This window comes from Streptomyces mesophilus (assembly GCF_011044995.1).
Taxonomy (GTDB): domain Bacteria; phylum Actinomycetota; class Actinomycetes; order Streptomycetales; family Streptomycetaceae; genus Streptomyces; species Streptomyces mesophilus.
On sequence record NZ_JAAKZW010000158.1, the window covers coordinates 1 to 18,724 of the forward strand.

At 71.6% G+C, this 18,724-nt stretch carries 14 protein-coding genes, 1 pseudogene and 1 riboswitch; of the genes and pseudogenes, 13 read left to right on the plus strand and 2 right to left on the minus strand.

Annotated features, from left to right (window positions below):
• Positions 1-83: 83 nt before the first annotated feature.
• On the minus strand, positions 84-776 hold the full coding sequence (locus G6045_RS28460; RefSeq protein WP_165334995.1) for a class II aldolase/adducin family protein: 693 nt from the start codon (positions 774-776) through the stop codon (positions 84-86).
• A gap of 205 nt (positions 777-981) precedes the next feature.
• Here G6045_RS28460 and G6045_RS28465 point away from each other — a divergent pair, with 205 nt between their 5' ends.
• The 10 genes from G6045_RS28465 (at position 982) to cobI (ending at position 15,025) form a co-directional block, all read left to right on the plus strand.
• Positions 982-1,731: a lysozyme gene (locus tag G6045_RS28465; RefSeq protein ID WP_165334996.1), complete on the plus strand. Its 750-nt coding sequence runs from the start codon at positions 982-984 to the stop codon at positions 1,729-1,731.
• A 154-nt stretch (positions 1,732-1,885) separates the two neighbouring features.
• Entirely contained in the window at positions 1,886-3,175 is a 1,290-nt protein-coding gene (locus tag G6045_RS28470) for an inorganic phosphate transporter (protein WP_165334997.1), read from the plus strand.
• Between the two features lie 33 nt (positions 3,176-3,208).
• Positions 3,209-3,430, plus strand: coding sequence for a hypothetical protein (locus tag G6045_RS28475; protein ID WP_165334998.1), 222 nt, complete (start codon positions 3,209-3,211; stop codon positions 3,428-3,430).
• Between the two features lie 127 nt (positions 3,431-3,557).
• Positions 3,558-3,696: riboswitch (cobalamin riboswitch) on the plus strand.
• A gap of 107 nt (positions 3,697-3,803) precedes the next feature.
• Entirely contained in the window at positions 3,804-4,793 is a 990-nt protein-coding gene (locus tag G6045_RS28480) for a cobalamin biosynthesis protein (protein ID WP_165334999.1), read from the plus strand.
• On the plus strand, positions 4,790-6,298 hold the full coding sequence (locus tag G6045_RS28485; protein WP_165335000.1) for a cobyric acid synthase: 1,509 nt from the start codon (positions 4,790-4,792) through the stop codon (positions 6,296-6,298). The genes G6045_RS28480 and G6045_RS28485 overlap by 4 nt, the downstream gene beginning before the upstream one ends.
• Positions 6,295-9,960: a cobaltochelatase subunit CobN gene (gene cobN / locus G6045_RS28490; protein WP_165335001.1), complete on the plus strand. Its 3,666-nt coding sequence runs from the start codon at positions 6,295-6,297 to the stop codon at positions 9,958-9,960. The genes G6045_RS28485 and cobN overlap by 4 nt, the downstream gene beginning before the upstream one ends.
• 172 nt (positions 9,961-10,132) lie before the next feature.
• Positions 10,133-12,196 (plus strand): putative cobaltochelatase, encoded by a 2,064-nt coding sequence (locus tag G6045_RS28495; RefSeq protein ID WP_165335002.1) that lies wholly within the window; start codon positions 10,133-10,135, stop codon positions 12,194-12,196.
• On the plus strand, positions 12,196-12,804 hold the full coding sequence (cobO, locus tag G6045_RS28500) for a cob(I)yrinic acid a,c-diamide adenosyltransferase (RefSeq protein WP_165335003.1): 609 nt from the start codon (positions 12,196-12,198) through the stop codon (positions 12,802-12,804). The genes G6045_RS28495 and cobO overlap by 1 nt, the downstream gene beginning before the upstream one ends.
• Entirely contained in the window at positions 12,801-14,279 is a 1,479-nt protein-coding gene (locus G6045_RS28505; RefSeq protein WP_328707934.1) for a cobyrinate a,c-diamide synthase, read from the plus strand. Before cobO ends, G6045_RS28505 begins: the two co-directional genes overlap by 4 nt.
• Entirely contained in the window at positions 14,276-15,025 is a 750-nt protein-coding gene (gene cobI / locus G6045_RS28510) for a precorrin-2 C(20)-methyltransferase (RefSeq protein ID WP_165335008.1), read from the plus strand. Before G6045_RS28505 ends, cobI begins: the two co-directional genes overlap by 4 nt.
• A 14-nt stretch (positions 15,026-15,039) precedes the next feature.
• On the opposite strand, the gene G6045_RS28515 is transcribed toward cobI, so the two are convergent.
• Positions 15,040-15,762, minus strand: coding sequence for a ZIP family metal transporter (locus G6045_RS28515; protein WP_165335005.1), 723 nt, complete (start codon positions 15,760-15,762; stop codon positions 15,040-15,042).
• Positions 15,763-15,962: 200 nt separating this feature from the next.
• Here G6045_RS28515 and cobM point away from each other — a divergent pair, with 200 nt between their 5' ends.
• The 3 genes and pseudogenes from cobM to G6045_RS28530 form a co-directional block, all read left to right on the plus strand.
• A complete protein-coding gene (cobM, locus tag G6045_RS28520) occupies positions 15,963-16,775 on the plus strand; it encodes a precorrin-4 C(11)-methyltransferase (protein ID WP_165335006.1) in 813 nt (270 codons plus the stop codon).
• Complete coding sequence (gene cbiE / locus G6045_RS28525; RefSeq protein ID WP_165335007.1) at positions 16,772-18,187, plus strand: precorrin-6y C5,15-methyltransferase (decarboxylating) subunit CbiE; 1,416 nt, start codon at positions 16,772-16,774, stop codon at positions 18,185-18,187. Before cobM ends, cbiE begins: the two co-directional genes overlap by 4 nt.
• Positions 18,184-18,724 (plus strand): annotated as a pseudogene (locus G6045_RS28530) (precorrin-3B C(17)-methyltransferase); the annotation flags it as partial. The gene cbiE and the pseudogene G6045_RS28530, both read left to right, overlap by 4 nt.

Consider the following 18,724-nt stretch of genomic DNA (forward strand, 5'->3'; position numbering starts at 1 on the left):
GGGCGGATTTCCCCTACCCGCCCCTTCCCGAAACCGGGGCTGCGCCCCGGGCCCCCCCGCATCCGAACTTCGTTCGGATCTGCTCAAGCGCCGCAGGGGCTGATTGGCTGGCCGTATCCCTTGAGCTTCTCGCCTACCTCCAGCAATTCGCCCTCGGAAAGCAAACGCGGTGCGCGTCCCGGTACCGAGTTCGCGGTCAGCCAGAGGTGGCAGAGCCATTCGAGTTGGGCCGTGCGGTCGTAGGCCTGGGCGAGGGTGGCTCCGTATGTGACCGTGCCGTGGTTCTGCAGTAGACAACCTGTGCGATCGCGAAGTGCGCCCAGCATGTTCTCGGCCAATTCGTCCGAGCCGTAGAGGGCGTACGGGGCGACGCGGACCACTCCCCCGAGGGCCGCGGTCATGTAGTGGACGGGCGGCAGCTCGTCGACGAGCGTGGAGACGGCCGTGGCGTGGACGGCGTGGGTGTGCACCACGGCCAGCGCGTCCGTCGACCGGTGGACCGCGAGATGGAGAGGGAGTTCGCTGGTCGGCGAGAGCGCGCCGAGCACCTGGCGGCCGTCGAGGTCCACCGCGATCGCGTCCTGGGGCCGCAGCCGCTCGTACGGGACTCCGCTCGGTGTCACGAGGACCAGGCCGCCGACGCGGACCGAGACATTGCCCGAGGTGCCGACGACCAGGCCCTCGTCCGCCGACCTGCGGGCCGTGGCGACCAGCGCCTCCCAGGCCTCCGCCACCGCCGGCTCCCGCACCCGCTCTTCCCGCTCATCTCGCACCATGCGCCGATCCTGCCAGGGACGGACCGGAGCACAGGGGCCGGGCGCACAGGGGCCGGGCACTGTAGTGCGGAGCCCGGCCCTCCGAAAGGGCGGATATCGGTATTCATGCGGCTCTCTCCGGATTGGCCGAAGATCGACGGGCATCGGCCGACGTACCCGTAACCTCTGGGGGATTTGTCATGCACGTCGCCATCCGGGGGGAAATATGGCTCGTGGCAATTCGTCACGCCGTCGAAGCCGTCGCCTGAGCGTCCTTGCCACGTCCGCGGCGACGCTCGCGCTGGGGGGAACCGCGCTCATCGAGGCGCCGGCGACCGCGGCCGCGAAGCCGAAGGGGCACGACGTCTCTTCGCACCAGAAGAACGTCGACTGGCAGAAGGCCAAGTCCAAGGGCGCCACATTCGTCTACGTGAAGGCGACCGAGTCGCACACGTACAAGAACCCGTACTACAACCAGCAGTACAACGGATCGCGCAGCGCCGGATTCATCCGCGGCGCCTATCACTTCGCCCTGCCGAACAAGTCGTCCGGCACCACCCAGGCCCGCTATTTCGTACGCAACGGCGGCGGCTGGCGCTCCGACGGCTGGACGCTGCCGCCCGCGCTCGACATCGAGTACAACCCGTACAGCAAGAAGAAGTGCTACGGGCTGAGCAAGTCCAAGATGGTCGGCTGGATCCGCGCCTTCAGCAACGAGGTGCTCCGGGGAACCGGCAGGCGGCCCGTCATCTACACCAATACGAACTGGTGGAAGGCTTGCACCGGCGATTACTCGGGGTTCGGGGGCAATCACGCGCTGTGGCTCGCGCGGTACAGCTCCTCGCCGGGACCGCTGCCCGCCGGGTGGTCGTATCCGACCTTCTGGCAGTACGACAACGCGGGCAGGCTGCCGGGTGATCAGAATCTCTTCAACGGGTCGGCGGGAGGCCTGAAGAAGTTCGCCCGAGGGCGATAAACCCGGTTTTGCAGGGGTTGGCGCCTTTTGCCCGAGCTCGTGGCGGGCGCCACCCCTCAATCCGGCCACCCTGACGCCCGGCCCAGTTCACCTTCCGTTCACTCAGGTTGCCTACGTTCGTCCAGCCACTGACATCGAACGATTGCCTGGGTAAATGGAACACTTCACGCTGCTGCTTGCGATCGTGATCGCCGTAGCTCTCGTGTTCGATTTCACGAACGGTTTCCACGACACCGCCAACGCGATGGCGACAACCATTTCGACCGGCGCCATGAAGCCCAAGGCGGCGGTCGCCATGTCCGCCGTGCTCAATCTTGTCGGAGCCTTCCTCTCGGTCGAGGTCGCCAAGACGATCTCCAGCGGCCTGGTGAGAGAGGACGGGATCCAACCCGAGGTGATCCTCGCGGCGCTCGTCGGCGCCATTCTGTGGAACCTGCTGACCTGGCTGGTCGGCCTCCCCTCCAGCTCCTCGCACGCCCTCATGGGCGGTCTGATCGGCGCCACCGTCGCCTCGATCGGCTTCGGCGGGGTCAACGGCGATGTCATCGTCACCAAGGTCCTCATCCCCGCGATCGCCGCGCCCGTCGTGGCCGGCCTCGCCGCGATGCTGGCGACCCGCCTGACGTACAAGCTCGGCAAGAACGTCGGCGAGAAGTCCTCTGCCAAGGGCTACCGCGCCGGTCAGATCGCCTCCGCCGGTCTGGTCTCGCTCGCGCACGGCACCAATGACGCCCAGAAGACGATGGGCATCATCACCCTGGCCCTGGTCGCCGGAGGCGCGCTCGCGCCCGGCTCGAACCCGCCGGTCTGGGTGATCGTCTCCGCCGGTCTGGCGATCGCGCTCGGCACCTACCTCGGCGGCTGGCGCATCATCCGCACCATGGGCAAGGGCCTGACCGATCTGCAGCCGCAGCAGGGCTTCGCCGCCCAGACCTCGGCCGCCGCGGTCATCCTGGCCTCGTCCAACCTGGGCTTCTCGCTCTCCACGACGCACTCCTGCTCAGGCGCCGTGATGGGTGCGGGTCTCGGCCGCAAGGGCGGCGTCGTGCGCTGGTCGACCGCGACCCGGATGTTCGTCGCGTGGGGTCTGACCCTGCCGGCCGCCGGTCTGATGGCCGCGGGCGCCGAGTTCGTGGCCCGTCAGGGCGACTGGGGCATCGCGGTCGTCGCGGTCTTCCTGGTGGTCTCGTGCGCGGCGATCTGGCTGTACTCGCGCCGCCAGGTCATCGACCACACGAACGTCAACGAGGTCGAGCCCGTCACCGACGAGCCCGGCGTGGTGACCACCGCGATCGCCGCGGTGACCCCGCCGCCGACCGTCGCCGCGGAAGCCGCCGAGGCCCTCGAGGCCCTCGAGGCCACGGAAGCCGCCGCCGTCAAGACCACCATCCCGGCCCGCAAGCCTGCTGCCGACTCCACGCAGCCGGCCGGTGCGACCGCCTGACGCGGTCGCCCGACTAGTTAAGGAATCAGCAGTATGAAGATCGACTGGGCAGCTCTGGGCTCCGTCTTCGGCGTCAGCCTTCTGGCCACGGTGCTTCTCGTGGGCCTGTTCACCCTCGGCATCATGGGCCTCTCCAAGCAGGAGGCGGCCACCGAACAGGGCGGCTCCGCCCCGCTGGCCACCACCGGTGCGTACGCGTGCTTCGCGCTGTGCGCGGCAGCCGTGGCGTACGGGATCTTTCTGATCGTCACGTGAGGTTCGTCTCGTAGCAGCGCACCTCCGAACCGCCCTGCGGCGAGGCCCTGATGGGTCGTCGCAGGGCGGTTCTGCGTGCCCGCCCCTACAGGGGGCCGAAGGCGCAGGTCAACGCCGAGTTGACGGGTGTTCGCGGTGCGTGGTGGACTGCCGGAGCCAATACGGCAGCAGTAGAGGAAGCCGGTGTGAATCCGGCGCGGTCCCGCCACTGTCACCGGGGAGTTGTCCCCGGAAGCCAGGAACTCTCGCAGCCGTTCACGTCGAACCAGGGCGCGGACACCCTGAGTGAGGACATTTCGCCATGCCAGGCTGCATCGCTCTGCCAAGTACCCCTTGTACGAAGGTTCTTCGAGGCGTATCGGCGGTCTGATCCGTGGGTGCCGATCGCACTTTCGCGTACGGCGCCGCGGCCGGCCTGCTCGGCGATCTGCTCTTCGGCGACCCGCGCCGTGGACATCCGGTTGCCGTGTTCGGGCGCGCCGCGAGCGCTGTCGAGCGTGTCCTGTGGCGTGACCACCGGGCCGCGGGAATCCTGCACACCGCCGTCTGCGCCGGTGGTGCGGTGGCCCTCGGCACGCTCGCCGCTGCCTCCGTACGCCGCTCCCCCGCCGCTTCCGCCGCCCTGACCGCCGCCGCCACCTGGACGGTGGTGGGCGGGACTTCGCTCGTACGGGAAGCGCGGGCCGTCGCCGCCGCGCTGGACGCGGGCGATGTGGAGGCGGCGCGTGAGCGGCTGCCGCATCTGTGCGGCCGCGATCCCCAGGCGCTCGACGAGGCGGGCATCGCGCGCGCCGTGGTCGAGTCCGTCGCCGAGAACACCTCGGACGCCGTGGTGGGCGCGCTGGTGTGGGGTGCGGTGGCCGGGGTGCCCGGTCTGCTCGGGTTCCGGGCCGTGAACACCCTCGACGCGATGGTCGGCCACAAGTCACCCAAGTACCGCCGCTACGGCTGGGCTTCGGCGCGGCTCGACGACGTGGCCGGCTGGCCGGGCGCCCGGCTGACGGCCGCGCTCGCGGTGCTCGCCGGCGGGGACCCGCGCGGTGCGGCGCGGGCTTGGCAGCAGGACGCGGGGGCCCATCCGAGCCCCAACGCAGGCCCGGTGGAGGCCTCCTTTGCGGGCGCGCTCGGCGTACGGCTGGGGGGTGTTCTCTCGTACGGGGGTCGAGTGGAGCACCGCCCTGTCCTGAACGACGCCGGGCGCGCCGTCCAAGTGGCGGACATCGAGCGGGCCGTGCGGCTCGCCCGCCGTGTGAACGCGCTGGCGCTCGCGGTGTGTGCGGTAGGCAGTGTGCCTGCGGGCCGGGCACGTCACCGGCTGCGCGGACATCTGCGTACCGGAAGTACAGGAAGAGGAACGTCATGAGCGGTGGGCTGCTGGTCGCCGGGACCACATCGGACGCCGGCAAGAGCGTGGTCACCGCGGGGATCTGCCGCTGGCTGGCGCGGCAGGGGGTGAAGGTCGCGCCGTTCAAGGCGCAGAACATGTCCCTCAACTCCTTTGTGACGCGCGAAGGCGCGGAGATCGGCCGGGCGCAGGCGATGCAGGCGCAGGCCGCGCGCGTGGAGCCGACCGCGCTGATGAACCCGGTGCTGCTCAAGCCCGGCAGCGACCGCTCCAGCCAAGTGGTCCTGATGGGCAAGCCGGTGGGCGAGATGAGTGCGCGCGGGTACCACGGGGGGCGGCAGGAGTCGCTGCTCGGGACGGTCGTGGACTGTCTGGAGCAGCTGCGTGCCGAGTACGACGCGGTGATCTGCGAAGGGGCGGGGAGCCCCGCGGAGATCAATCTGCGGCGCACCGACATCGTGAACATGGGGATCGCGCGGGCGGCCCGCTTCCCGGTGCTCGTGGTCGGCGACATCGACCGCGGCGGTGTCTTCGCCTCGTTCTTCGGTACGACGGCGCTCCTGAGCAAGGAGGACCAGGAGCTGGTCGCCGGGTATCTGGTGAACAAGTTCCGCGGTGATGTCTCGTTGCTCGAACCCGGCCTCGACATGCTCAAGGGCCTGACCGGGCGGGCGACTTACGGTGTCCTGCCGTACGCGCACGGGCTCGGCATCGACGAAGAGGACGGGCTGCGCGTTTCGCTGCGCGGCGCCGTACGCGAGTCGGAGGTGGCGCCGCCGGTCGGCGAGGATCTGCTGCGGATCGCGGTCTGCGCGATCCCCTTGATGTCCAACTTCACCGATGTGGACGCCCTCGCGGCGGAGCCCGGCGTGGTGGTGCGGTTCGTGGACCGGCCCGAGGAGCTGGCCGACGCGGATCTCGTCGTGATCCCGGGAACCCGCGGCACCGTCGCGGCGTTGGAGTGGTTGAGACGGCGGGGATTCGAGCGGGCGCTGGGGCGCAGGGCAGCCGAGGGACGTCCGATTCTGGGGATCTGTGGTGGATTCCAGATCCTGGGCGAGCACATCGAGGACGAGATCGAGTCCCGCGCGGGAGCGGTGGACGGGCTTGGCTTGCTGCCGGTCCGGGTCCGCTTCCGGCGCGAGAAAACGCTGACGCGTCCAGTGGGCAGGGCACTGGGCGAAAACGTCGAAGGCTACGAGATTCATCATGGGGTCGCCGAAGTGCTCGGTGGCGAGCCGTTCTTGGACGGCTGCCGGGTCGGCGCTGTGTGGGGGACGCACTGGCACGGGTCGCTGGAGAGCGACGCGTTCCGGCGTGCCTTCCTGCGCGCAGTCGCGGCCGACGCGGGCCGGCGTTTCGTGCCCGCGCCCGACACGAGCTTCGGTGCGCTGCGCGAGGAGCAGCTGGACCGGCTCGGCGACCTCATCGAGGAGCACGCGGACACCGCTGCTCTGCTGCACCTGATCGAGACCGGTGCGCCGCCCGGTCTTCCCTTCATCGCTCCGGGGGCTCCTTCATGACGGTTCTGCTTCTGTCCACCGCTGATACGGACCTGTTGGCGGCGCGGGCGTCCGACGCGCCGTATCGCATCGGCAATCCGATGCGTGTGGACGTCGCCGATGAGCTGCCCGGGCTGCTCGACGGCGCGGACATCGCGGTGGTGCGGCTGCTCGGCGGCAAGCGGGCCTGGGAGGACGGTCTCGCGGCGCTGCGTGCGGCGGGGATACCGACCGTGCTGCTCGGTGGCGAGTCGGTGCCGGACGCGGAGTTGATGGCCGAGTCCTCGGTACCGGCCGGGGTCGTGGCGGAGGCGCTGCGGTATCTCGTCGAGGGCGGGCCGGGGAATCTGGCCGAGCTGGCGCGCTTCCTGTCGGACACGGTGCTGTTGACAGGTGAGGGGTTCGCCGAGCCGGAGAAGATGCCGGAGTTCGGGCTGCACGGCTCGTACGTACGGGTGGAGGGGCGGCCGACGGTCGGTGTGCTGTTCTACCGGGCGCATGAGCTGTCCGGGAACACCGCGTTCGTGGACACCCTGTGCGAGGCGATCGAGGACGCGGGCGCCAACGCGCTGCCGGTGTTCTGCGGTTCGCTGCGGGGCGCGGACCCGGCGCTGTACGAGCTGATCGGAAAGGCCGACGCTCTGGTGGCCACCGTGCTCGCGGCCGGCGGTACGCACGCGTCCGAGGCGTCGGCAGGTGGTGACGAGGAGGCCTGGGACATCGGGGCGCTCGCGGACCTGAACATCCCTGTGCTGCAAGGGCTCTGCCTCACCTCGTCTCGGGCGGCGTGGGAGGCGTCGGACGCGGCGCTCTCCCCCATGGACGCGGCGATGCAGGTGGCGATCCCGGAGTTCGACGGGCGGCTGATCACCGTGCCGTTCTCGTTCAAGGAGCAGGGCCCGGACGAAGTGCCGGTGTACAAGGCCGATCCCGGGCGGGCCGCGCGCGTGGCCGGGATCGCGGTGCGCCATGCGCGGCTCGGGCACAAGCCGAACGCCGAGAAGAAGCTGGGCATCGTCTTCACCGCGTATCCGACCAAGCACTCACGGGTGGGCAATGCGGTGGGCCTGGACACGCCTGCCTCGGCGGTGCGGGTGCTCGATGCGCTGCGCGACGCCGGGTACGGGGTCGTCGGGCATCCGGACGAGGGCGACGAGCTGATCCACCGGCTCATCGCGGCCGGCGGGCATGACGTGGAGTGGCTGACCGAGGAGCAGCTGGCGGCGGCGCCCGCGCGGGTGCCGCTGGCCGACTACCAGGCCTGGTTCGACAAGCTCGATCCCGCGTTGCGCGACGGGATGGTCGAGGCGTGGGGTGAGCCGCCCGGCTCCCTGTACGTCGATGGCGACGACATCGTGCTGGCGTCCCTGCAGTTCGGGAACGTCGTGGTGATGATCCAGCCGCCGCGCGGCTTCGGCGAGAACCCGATCGCGATCTATCACGACCCCGATATGCCGCCCTCGCATCACTACATGGCGGCGTACCGGTGGCTCGAGACGGTGACATCGGAAGGCGGCTTCGGTGCCGACGCCATCGTGCACATGGGCAAGCACGGCACGATGGAGTGGCTGCCCGGCAAGGGCCTCGGCCTGAGCGGGAGTTGCGCGCCGGACGCGGTGCTCGGCGATCTGCCGCTGATCTACCCGTTCATCGTCAACGACCCGGGTGAGGGCACCCAGGCCAAGCGGCGCGGGCATGCCACGGTGGTGGACCATCTGGTGCCGCCGATGGCGCGGGCCGATACGTATGGCGATCTGGCCAAGCTGGAGCAACTCCTCGACGAGTACGCCCTGGTGAGCGATCTCGATCCGGCGAAGGCTCCGGCCGTACGGGCGCAGATCTGGACGCTGGTGAAGGCCGCGGAGCTGCATCACGACCTGCATGTCGACGATCAGCCGGACGACGAGGCGTTCGACGAGTTCGTGATGCATATCGACGGCTATCTGTGCGAGATCAAGGACGTGCAGATCAGGGACGGTCTGCACATCCTCGGCGGCGGTCCGGTCGGTGAGGCCCGGGTCAATCTGGTGCTCGCGGTACTGCGGGCCTCGCAGGTGTGGGGTGGGACGGCGAACGCGCTGCCGGGGCTCCGGGCCTGTCTGGCCGAGCATTTCGGGCTGGTGGAGAAGGAGTTGCTGGCCGAGCCCGGGGCGCCGGTGAAGGTGGCGGACGGGCTGACCTCGCTGGTCGACGGGCCCGCCCGTACCGGGTCCGACGCTCTGGACCTTCTCGAGCAGCTGTGCCGGCGGCTCGCGGAGGGCATGGAGGCCCGCGACTGGCAGCTTTCGGCGGTACGCGCTCTCGTACGGGACGTGATCGGCGTCGAACTGCCGCCCGCGGTGGCCGTGCTGGGCTTCGCGTGCGAGGAGGTCGTACCGCGGCTCGCCCGGACCACGGACGAGATCGGGCACATTCTGCGGGCGCTCGACGGGGGCTTCGTGCCCGCCGGGCCGTCGGGCTCGCCGACGCGCGGCCTGGTGAACGTGCTGCCGACCGGACGGAACTTCTACTCGGTCGACCCCAAGGCCATCCCCTCGCGGCTCTCGTGGGAGGTGGGCCAGGCGCTCGCCGACTCGCTCGTGGCGCGGTATCTGACGGACACGGGTGAGTACCCCGAGTCGGTCGGCCTCACCGTGTGGGGCACGTCCGCGATGCGGACGCAGGGCGACGACATCGCGGAGATCCTCGCGTTGCTCGGCTGCCGGCCCGTATGGGACGACGCCTCGCGGCGCGTGACCGGGTTCGAGATCGTGCCGGCCGAGGAGCTGGGGCGGCCGCGTATCGATGTGACCGTGCGGATCTCCGGGTTCTTCCGGGATGCGTTCCCGCATGTGGTGGGGCTGATCGACGATGCGGTGCGGGCGGTGGCGGAGCTCGATGAGCCCGCTTCCATCAACTATGTACGGGCGCATGCCGATGAGGACACCGCCGAGCACGGCGACCGGCGGCGCGCGACAGCACGCATCTTCGGGTCCAAGCCCGGCGCGTACGGGGCCGGTCTGCTGCCGCTGATCGACGCGCGGAACTGGCGCTCCGACGCGGATCTCGCCGAGGTGTACGCGGTGTGGGGCGGCTATGCGTACGGGCGGGGGCTCGACGGGCGGGCCGCGCGCGGGGACATGGAGACGGCGTTCCGGCGGATCGCGGTCGCCGCGAAGAACGTGGACACGCGGGAGCACGATCTCGTCGACGCCGACGACTACTTCCAGTACCACGGCGGCATGGTGGCGATGGTGCGCCATCTGACGGGTGCTTCGCCCGAGGCGTACGTGGGTGACTCGGCCGTACCGGATCAGGTGAAGACGCGCACCCTCGGGGAGGAGACGCATCGCGTGTTCCGCGCACGGGTGGTCAATCCGCGGTGGATGGCGGCGATGCGGCGGCACGGGTACAAGGGGGCGTTCGAGATGGCGGCCACCGTGGACTACCTGTTCGGGTACGACGCGACGGCCGGGGTCGTGGACGACTGGATGTACGAGAAGTTGGCGGCGGAGTACGTGTTCTCCGGGGAGAACCAGGAGTTCATGCGTCGGTCCAACCCCTGGGCGTTGCGAGGGATTACGGAGCGGCTTCTTGAGGCTGCGGACCGGTCGCTGTGGGCTGCGCCCGATGCCTCGACTTTGGAGCGGCTGCGGGAGCTGTACCTCCAGCTTGAGGGTGACTTGGAAGGTGACGGCTCGTGAGGGTTGTTGTGGTGGCGCCTGCGGCGGGCTTTCCTCCCCGCCCCGCCCCTTCCCGAAACCGGGGCTTCGCCCCGGGCCCCGGCATCCGAACTTCGTTCGGATCTGCTCAAGCGCCGCAGGGGCTGGATGTGCCGCACAGGCTGAAAGGTGAGCTGACAGTGGAGGCCAGCGCATGAGTACCCCCTACCCGTTCACTGCCCTCGTCGGGCAGGACGATCTGCGGCTTGCGCTCGTGATCAATGCCGTCTCCCCCGCCGTTGGCGGTGTGCTTGTGCGGGGTGAGAAGGGGACGGCCAAATCGACCGCAGTGCGGGCGCTTTCGGCTTTGTTGCCCGAGGTCGAGGTGGTGCCCGGGTGCAGGTTCTCCTGTGATCCGATCGCGCCCGACCCTCAGTGTCCGGACGGGCCGCATGAGGCAGCGGGGGCCGTCGCGAGGGACGCGCGGATGGTCGAGCTGCCCGTGGGGGCCTCGGAGGACCGGCTCGTCGGAGCGCTCGACATCGAGCGGGCCCTCGCCGAAGGCGTGAAGGCCTTCGAGCCGGGGCTGCTCGCCGACGCCCATCGCGGGATTCTGTATGTCGACGAGGTCAATCTGCTGCACGACCATCTCGTCGACCTGCTGCTCGACGCCGCGGCCATGGGGGCCTCGTACGTGGAGCGTGAAGGTGTGTCCGTACGGCATGCCGCGCGCTTCCTGCTCGTGGGGACGATGAACCCCGAAGAGGGCGAACTGCGGCCGCAGTTGCTCGACCGGTTCGGGCTGACCGTTGAGGTCTCGGCCTCGCGCGAGCCCGACCAGCGGGTGGAGGTCGTCAAGCGGCGCCTCGCGTACGACGCCGATCCGGCCGCGTTCGCCACGCGCTGGGCCGACGAGGAGCGGGCCGTACGGGCGCGGATCGTGGCCGCGCGGGCGCTGCTGCCCTCCGTACATCTCGGGGACGGGGTGCTGCGGCAGATCGCGGCGACTTGTGCGGCGTTCGAGGTCGACGGGATGCGGGCCGACATTGTGATGGCCCGTACGGCCACGGCACTCGCGGCCTGGGCGGGGCGTGAGGAGGTCACGGCCGAGGACGTACGGCAGGCCGCGCTGCTCGCTCTGCCGCACCGGCGCCGGCGCAATCCCTTCGACGCACCGGGGCTCGACGAGGACAAACTCGACGAAACGCTGGAGGAGTTCGGCCCCGAGGAACCCGAAGAGCCCGGGGAGCCCGAGGAGGGCGAAGGGGACGAGGATCCCGACGGGCCCGACGGAGGTGGAGGTCCGGGAGGCGGCGGCGGTCAGCCGTCCGAGGACGACGGCCCGCAGCTGCCGGGGCAGGCGGGGTCCGAGCAGGACCGTGACCGGCAGGACCCGTCCGAGAGCGAGCAGCCGCAGGGCTCCCCCGGCGCCGGTGAGCAGCGGCCCGCCGCTGCCGCCGAGCCGTTCCGCACCAAGCTGCTCAGCGTGCCGGGTACGGGGGCAGGAGCGGCGGGACGGCGGTCCCGGGCGCGGACCGACCATGGGCGCACGACCGGGGCGCGTCGGCCCCAAGGGGCGCTCACCAAGCTGCACTTGGCGGCCACCGTGCAGGCCGCCGCGCCCCACCAGCGGGCGCGCGGGCGCACGGGACGCGGGCTCGTCGTGCGCAGGGACGACCTGCGGCAGGCGGTCCGCGAGGGACGCGAGGGCAATCTCGTGCTGTTCGTCGTGGACGCCTCCGGCTCGATGGCCGCGCGGCAGCGGATGAGTGCCGTGAAGGGCGCCGTCCTTTCGCTGCTGCTCGACGCGTACCAGCGCCGGGACAAGGTGGGTCTGGTGACCTTCCGGGGCGCGGCCGCGGAGGTCGCGCTGCCGCCGACGTCCTCGGTGGACGCCGCCGCCGTACGCCTGGAAGCGCTGCCCACCGGTGGCCGCACCCCGCTCGCGGCCGGGCTGCTCAAGGCGCACGAGGTGCTGCGCGTGGAGCGGCTGCGCGATCCCGTGCGCAGGCCGCTGGTCGTGCTCGTGACCGACGGGCGCGCCACCGGTGGGCCCGAGCCGGTGGCGCACGCGGCGCGTGCGGCCGGTCTGTTCGCGGCCGAGTCGATCGCCTCGGTGACCGTCGACTGCGAGTCGGGGCCGGTACGGCTCGGGCTCGCCGGTCAGCTGGCGCAAGGGCTCGGCGGCGCCGTCGTCACGCTCGACGAGCTGCGCGCGGACTCACTCGCCGGGCTCGTCAAGGACGTTCAGGACCACAGGAACCGGAGGGCCGCCTGATGCCCCAGGGACAGCCGGCCGTCGTGCCGGACGACGGGCTCACCACCCGCCAGCGCCGCAACCGCCCCCTGGTCGTGGTGCACACCGGGATCGGCAAGGGGAAGTCGACGGCCGCGTTCGGGCTTGCGCTGCGGGCCTGGAACCAGGGCTGGCCGATCGGGGTGTTCCAGTTCGTCAAGTCGGCGAAGTGGAAGGTCGGCGAGGAGAACGCGCTGCGCGTGCTGGGGGCGTCCGGCGAGGGCGGCCCGGTCGACTGGCACAAGATGGGCGAGGGCTGGTCCTGGATCCAACGGGCGCCCGCCGACGGCGAGATGAGCAACGAGGACAAGGCCCGCGAGGGCTGGGAGCAGGTCAAGCGCGACCTGGCCGCCGAGACGTACAAGCTCTACGTGCTCGACGAGTTCGCGTACCCGATGCACTGGGGGTGGATCGACACCGACGAGGTGGTCTCCGTCCTCAAGGGCCGGCCCGGTACGCAGCATGTGGTGATCACCGGGCGCAATGCCCCGGCGGCGCTCGTGGAGTACGCGGACCTCGTCACGGACATGTCCAAGGTCAAGCACCCGATGGATGCGGGGCAAAAGGGCCAGCGGGGCATCGAGTGGTGACCGCCGTTCCCCGCCTGGTCATCGCCGCGCCTTCGTCCGGCAGCGGAAAGACGACCGTGGCGACCGGGTTGATGGCCGCGTTCACGGCGGCCGGTCTCGCCGTGTCGCCGCACAAGGTGGGGCCCGACTACATCGACCCGGGCTACCACGCGCTGGCCACGGGCCGGGTCGGGCGGAACCTGGACTCCTACCTGTGCGGTACGGAGTTGATCGCGCCGTTGTTCGCCCACGGGGCGCGTGGCTGTGATCTCGCCCTGGTGGAAGGCGTGATGGGGCTGTACGACGGGGCGTCGGGGCAGGGTGAGCTGGCCTCCACGGCTCAGGTCGCGAAGCTGCTCCGGGCTCCCGTGGTCCTGGTCGTGGACGCCTCGTCGCAGTCGCGGTCCGTGGCGGCGCTGGTGCACGGCTTCGCCTCCTGGGATCCGCAGGTGCGGGTTGCCGGCGTGATCCTCAACAAGGTCGGCTCGGACCGTCACGAGGAGCTGCTGCGGGACGCGCTGGACGAGTCCGGGGTGCCGGTCTTCGGCGCGCTACGGCGCGTGCCCCAAGTGAGCCAGCCCTCGCGGCACTTGGGCCTGATCCCGGTCGCCGAGCGCTCGGCGGAGGTCGTCGAGTCGGTGGCCGCGCTGGCCGAACAGGTGCGCCAGGGCTGCGATCTGGAGGGGCTGCACACGCTGGCCCGCAGCGCACCCTCGCTGGATGCCGAACCGTGGTCCCCGGACACGGCGCTGGACGCGGGGCTTGCGGCAGACCCGGGCAGCGCTCTGGGCGGCGGGCGTGCGGCGGTCGAGGCGACCGCCCCGGGCGCCGGACAACCGGCCGGCACGGCGAGCGCCGTGTCCGTCACGTCGCGGGCGGGGCGCAAGCCCGTCGTCGCGCTCGCCGCCGGAGCGGCGTTCACCTTCTCGTACGCCGAACAGGCCGAGCTGCTGACCGCGGCCGGTGCCGAAGTCGTCCCGTTCGACCCGCTCCACGACGAGCAACTCCCGGACGGGACCCGCGGTCTGGTGATCGGCGGCGGGTTCCCCGAGGTCCACGCGCCGGACCTCTCCGCCAACGAGGCGCTGCGCAAGACCGTGGCCGACCTGGCGGCCGGCGGCGCGCCGGTGGCCGCGGAGTGCGCCGGGCTCCTGTACCTCGCACGCTCCCTGGACGGACAGCCCATGTGCGGTGTCCTCGACGCCGAGGCACGGATGACGGAGCGCCTCACGCTCGGCTACCGGGAGGCCGTCGCCGTATCGGACAGCGTCCTCGCGCCGGCCGGGACACGCGTGCGGGGGCATGAGTTCCACCGCACGGTGATCGAGCCGGGTGCGGGGGCGGTGCCCGCCTGGGGCATGCACGCCCCGGAGCGCAGGGTCGAAGGATTCGTACAACAGGGCGTGCACGCCAGCTATCTGCATACGCATGCGGCCGCGCTGCCCTTTGCCGCCCGCAGGTTCGTGGAGAGGTGCACGCAGTGGACAGCGCAGTGAGCCGCAGGCTCATCGGGGTCGGAGTGGGCCCCGGGGACCCCGAGTTGGTGACCGTCAAGGGCGTACGGGCGCTGCGCGAGGCCGATGTCGTGGTGGTGCCGGTGATGGCGGCCGCCGACGGTTCGGACGGCGGGGAGCCGGGCCGTGCCGAGACGACGGTGCTCGAGTACGTGGCGCGCGAGAAGGTCGTCCGGGTCGTGTTCGCGCTCAATGAGCGCTCCGACCGCGGGCGCCGCGAAGCGGCCTGGGACGCGGCGGGGACCCGGGTGGCGGAGCTGCTCGCGCAGCACCCCACGGTCGCGTTCGCGACGATCGGGGACCCCAATGTGTACTCGACGTTCACGTACCTCGCGCAGACCATCGCCGAGCTCGCGCCGGATGTGGTCGTGCAGACCGTGCCCGGCATCACGGCGATGCAGGACCTCGCGGCGCGCAGTGGCGCCGTACTGACCGAAGGCACCGAGCCGTTGACGCTGGTGCCGGTGACCGCGGGGTCGGCGGCGCTCAAGGAGGCGCTGGACGGTCCTGGCACGGTGGTGGCGTACAAGTTCGGCCGCCACGCGCAGGAAGTGGCCACCGCGCTGCGGGAGTCGGGCCGCACCGAGGGTGCGGTGTGGGGTTCGGCGCTCGGGCTCGAGCAGGAGTCGATACGGCCGGCGAGCGAGCTGGCCGAGGGACCGCTGCCGTACCTCTCGACGCTGATCGCTCCGGCGCGGCGCGGGGACGGACGCGGGGGGAAGCTGTGACCGCCACGGCTCCTTCACTCCGCCGCGCCCACCACCAGCCAGATGAAGCCCACGCCCGCGATGGTGCACAGGACCGTCGACTTGGCGGGGTGGTCGTGGTGCGCCTCGGGCAGGATCTCGGCCGCGGCGAGGTAGAGCAGGGCGCCGCCGAAGAAGCCGAGGTAGGAGCCGAGCAGTTCCTCGGGCAGCGTGAAAAGGAGCGTGGAAGCCGCGCCGACGACCGGTGCCGCGGCATCGGCGAAGAGCATGGCGACGGCTTTGCGGCGGGCGTTCCCGTACAGGCGCGTGATCGTATACGTGTTGAAGCCGTCCGCGAAGTCATGGGTGATGACGGCGAGCGCGACGGTCAGGCCCATCGCGCTGCCCGCCTGGAACGCGGCACCGATCGCGATCCCGTCCATCAGGCTGTGGGCGACCATCGCGGAGGCCGCTCCGAGGCCGACCTGCGGGACGCGTTCGCCGTCGGCGCCGTGGGCGGCCTGGCGCAGGGCGAGCAGCCGCTCCAGGAGGTGTGCGGTGAGGAAGCCGCCCACGAAGAGGAGCAGCGCCTGCGGTACGCCCCAGATCTCCCGGCCCGCGGCGGCCATCGCCTCGGGCAGCAGGTCGAGGCCGACCACACCGAGCATCAGGCCGCCGGCCAGACCGAGGACGAGGTGACGGCGGTCGGTGACGCGCTGCGCCGTCCAGCCGCCGACCAGCGTCATGAGGAACGCGCCGAGCGCGACGAACACCGCCATGCGCCTTTGCTAGCCGATCATGCGGGCCGTCGCGCGTACGGCTCGCCGCGAGCGGGCGAGGGCACCCGGACGGGTTGCACCACGGCCCATCGCGCCGCCGCCTGATCCCCCACCGAACCACTTGGAAGGACCCCCATCCCATGGCAACCGAGGACGCTCCCGTGACCGGCAAGGAGCCGTTGTCAAACCCCGGTCGGGGTTTGACAACGGCTCCTAAGGTCACCTTCGTCGGCGCGGGGCCCGGCGCCGCCGATCTGCTGACGTTCCGGGCGGCGCGGGCCATCGCGGACGCGGACATCGTGATCTGGGCGGCGAGCCTGGTGCAGGCCGAGGTCCTGGAGCACGCACGCGCGGACGCCGAGATACTCGACTCCGCGACGATGTCCCTGGAGGACGTCGTCGCGGTGTACGAGCGGGCCCTGCACGACGGCCTCAAGGTCGCGCGGATCCACTCGGGGGACCCGGCGCTGTGGGGCGGTACGCAGGAGCAGCTGGACCGCTGCACCGCGCTCGGCCTGGAGACCGAGATCGTGCCCGGGGTCTCCGCGTTCTCCGCGGTGGCCGCGCTCGCGCAGCGCGAGCTGACCATTCCCGAGGTGGCCCAGTCGGTGGTCCTGACCCGGCTCGGCGGCGGCAAGACGCCGATGCCGCCGGGCGAGGAGGTACGGGAGTTCGCGCGGCACGGCACGACCATGGCGATCTTCCTGTCGGCCGCGCGCTCGGGGCAGTTGGTGCGTGAGCTGCTCGAAGGCGGCTATCCGACGTCGACGCCCGTCGTGGTGGCGTATCAGGCGACCTGGCCCGAGGAGCTGATCGTGCGCTGCACGGTCGGCACCCTCGAGGAGACGGTCAAGGAGCACAAGCTCTGGAAGCACACGCTGTTCCTGGTCGGCCCCGCGCTCGACGCCTCGGGGACACGCTCGCACCTGTACCACCCCGGTCACTTCCACGGGTACCGCAAGGCCGATCCGGAGGCCCGCAGGGCGCTGCGTACGCAAGGGGCCGGGCAATGACGAGCGGCGGGAGCGCGGCCATCTCGGTCATCGGCATGGGCGCGGGCGGTGCACCGCTGGACGCCCGCGCCCGCGAACTGCTCGCCTGCGCCACCGTCGCCGTCGGCGGCAAACGGCATCTGGACGCGGCCGATCTCCGGGCCGGTGTGGAGCGGATCGAGCTCGGTCCGCTCGCGCCCGCGCTCGATCTGGTCGGCGAGCGCCTCGCGGACGCGCGCGTGGTGGTGCTCGCCTCCGGCGATCCCGGATTCTTCGGGATCGTACGGGCGTTGGCGGAGCGCTTCGGTCCTGATGCCCTGGAGATACGGCCGGGGGTGTCGTCCGTGGCGGCGGCGTTCGCGAAGGCGGGCCTTCCGTGGGACGACGCCGTGGTGGTGAGCGCGCACGGCCGTGATCTGCGCACGGCCGTCAACGTCTGTCGTGCGCACCCCAAGACGGCGGTGCTCACGGGCCCGGGCGCCGGTCCCGCCGAACTCGGTGCGGAGCTGGTCCACCGGGCAGAGGACCGGGTGTTCCTGGTGGCCACGGCCCTCGGAGACCCCGAGCACGAGCGGCTCGAGCGGGTCACGCCCGCGCAGGCGGCCGAGCGGGAGTGGGACGCGGTCAGCGTGGTGCTCTGCCTGGACGAGGCGCGGGCGCTTTCGCCGGTACGCACGGTGGCCGGACCCCGGCCGACGCCCGGCCGATGGGCGCTCGACGAAGGCGAGTTCGGGCACCGCGACTCGATGATCACCAAGTTCGAGGTACGGGCCCTTGCGCTGGCCCGGATCGGTCCACGGACCGGTGACCTCGTGTGGGACGTGGGCGCCGGGTGCGGGTCCGTGGCGATCGAATGCGCCCGCTTCGGTGCGGCCGCGGTGGCCGTGGAGAAGACGGCGGACGGCATCGAGCGGATACGGGCCAATGCCGCCGCGCACGGCGTGGACGTGCGTCCGGTGCACGGCTCGGCGCCCACCGTGCTGTCCCATCTCGCCGATCCCGACGCGGTGTTCATCGGCGGGGGCGGCCGTGAGCTGCCCGGGATCGTGAAGGCGTGCGCCCGGCGGGCGCGGCGCACTGTCGTCGTGGCCCTGGCCGCGCTCGACCGGGTGCCGCAGGTGCGGGCCGCGCTGGCGGAGGCCGGGTTCGCCTGCGACGGCGTGCTGCTGCAGTCCTCGCGCCTCGCGCCGCTGCCCGGCGAGGTGACCCGGCTCGCGGCGACGAATCCGGTGTTCGTGCTGTGGGGCGACCGGGTCGCTGCGGGCTCCTCGTCCGGGTCCGGCGAGGGCGAGGCACGGCGGCGCAGGGCTCTGGCGCAGGGACCCGCCGCAGCACTCGGCGCTCCTTCGGGGGCGCCCGCACCACAAGGGCAGCCCGGGCTTCGCCCGCACCCGAACCCCCTGGCAGAACCGCGAGAAGGAGCAGTCAAGTGATCGGCCTCATTTCCGCCACAGCGGCCGGGGCGTCGGCGTGCGCACGACTCGCCGCGGCCTGGCCCGGGCGGGTCCGCGTGTACGAGGGGCCTGTGGGTCCTTCCGTACAGCGGGCGTTCGGCGAGTGCGAGCAGCTGGTGTGCTTCCTCGCCACGGGCGCGACGGTACGGCTGCTCGCGCCGCTGCTCGCGGACAAGGCGTCCGACCCGGGTGTCGTGTGCGTGGACGAGGCGGGCCGCTTCGCGGTGTCCCTGGTCGGCGGGCACGGGGGCGGGGCGAACGCGCTGGCCCACGAGGTGGCCGAGGCGCTGGGCGCCCAGGCGGTGGTGACCACGGCGACGGATGCCGTGGGCGTGCCCGGCCTCGACATGCTGGGGCTGCCGGTGGAGGGCGATGTGGCGGGGGTGAGCCGGGCGATGCTCGACAGTGAACTCATCGACCTGATCGCGGACTTCGGCTGGCCGCTGCCGGCGCTGCCGGCCAACGTGCGGCGGTCGGGTCCGTCGGCCGCCGAGCGTCCGAGCGATGCGGGAGGGG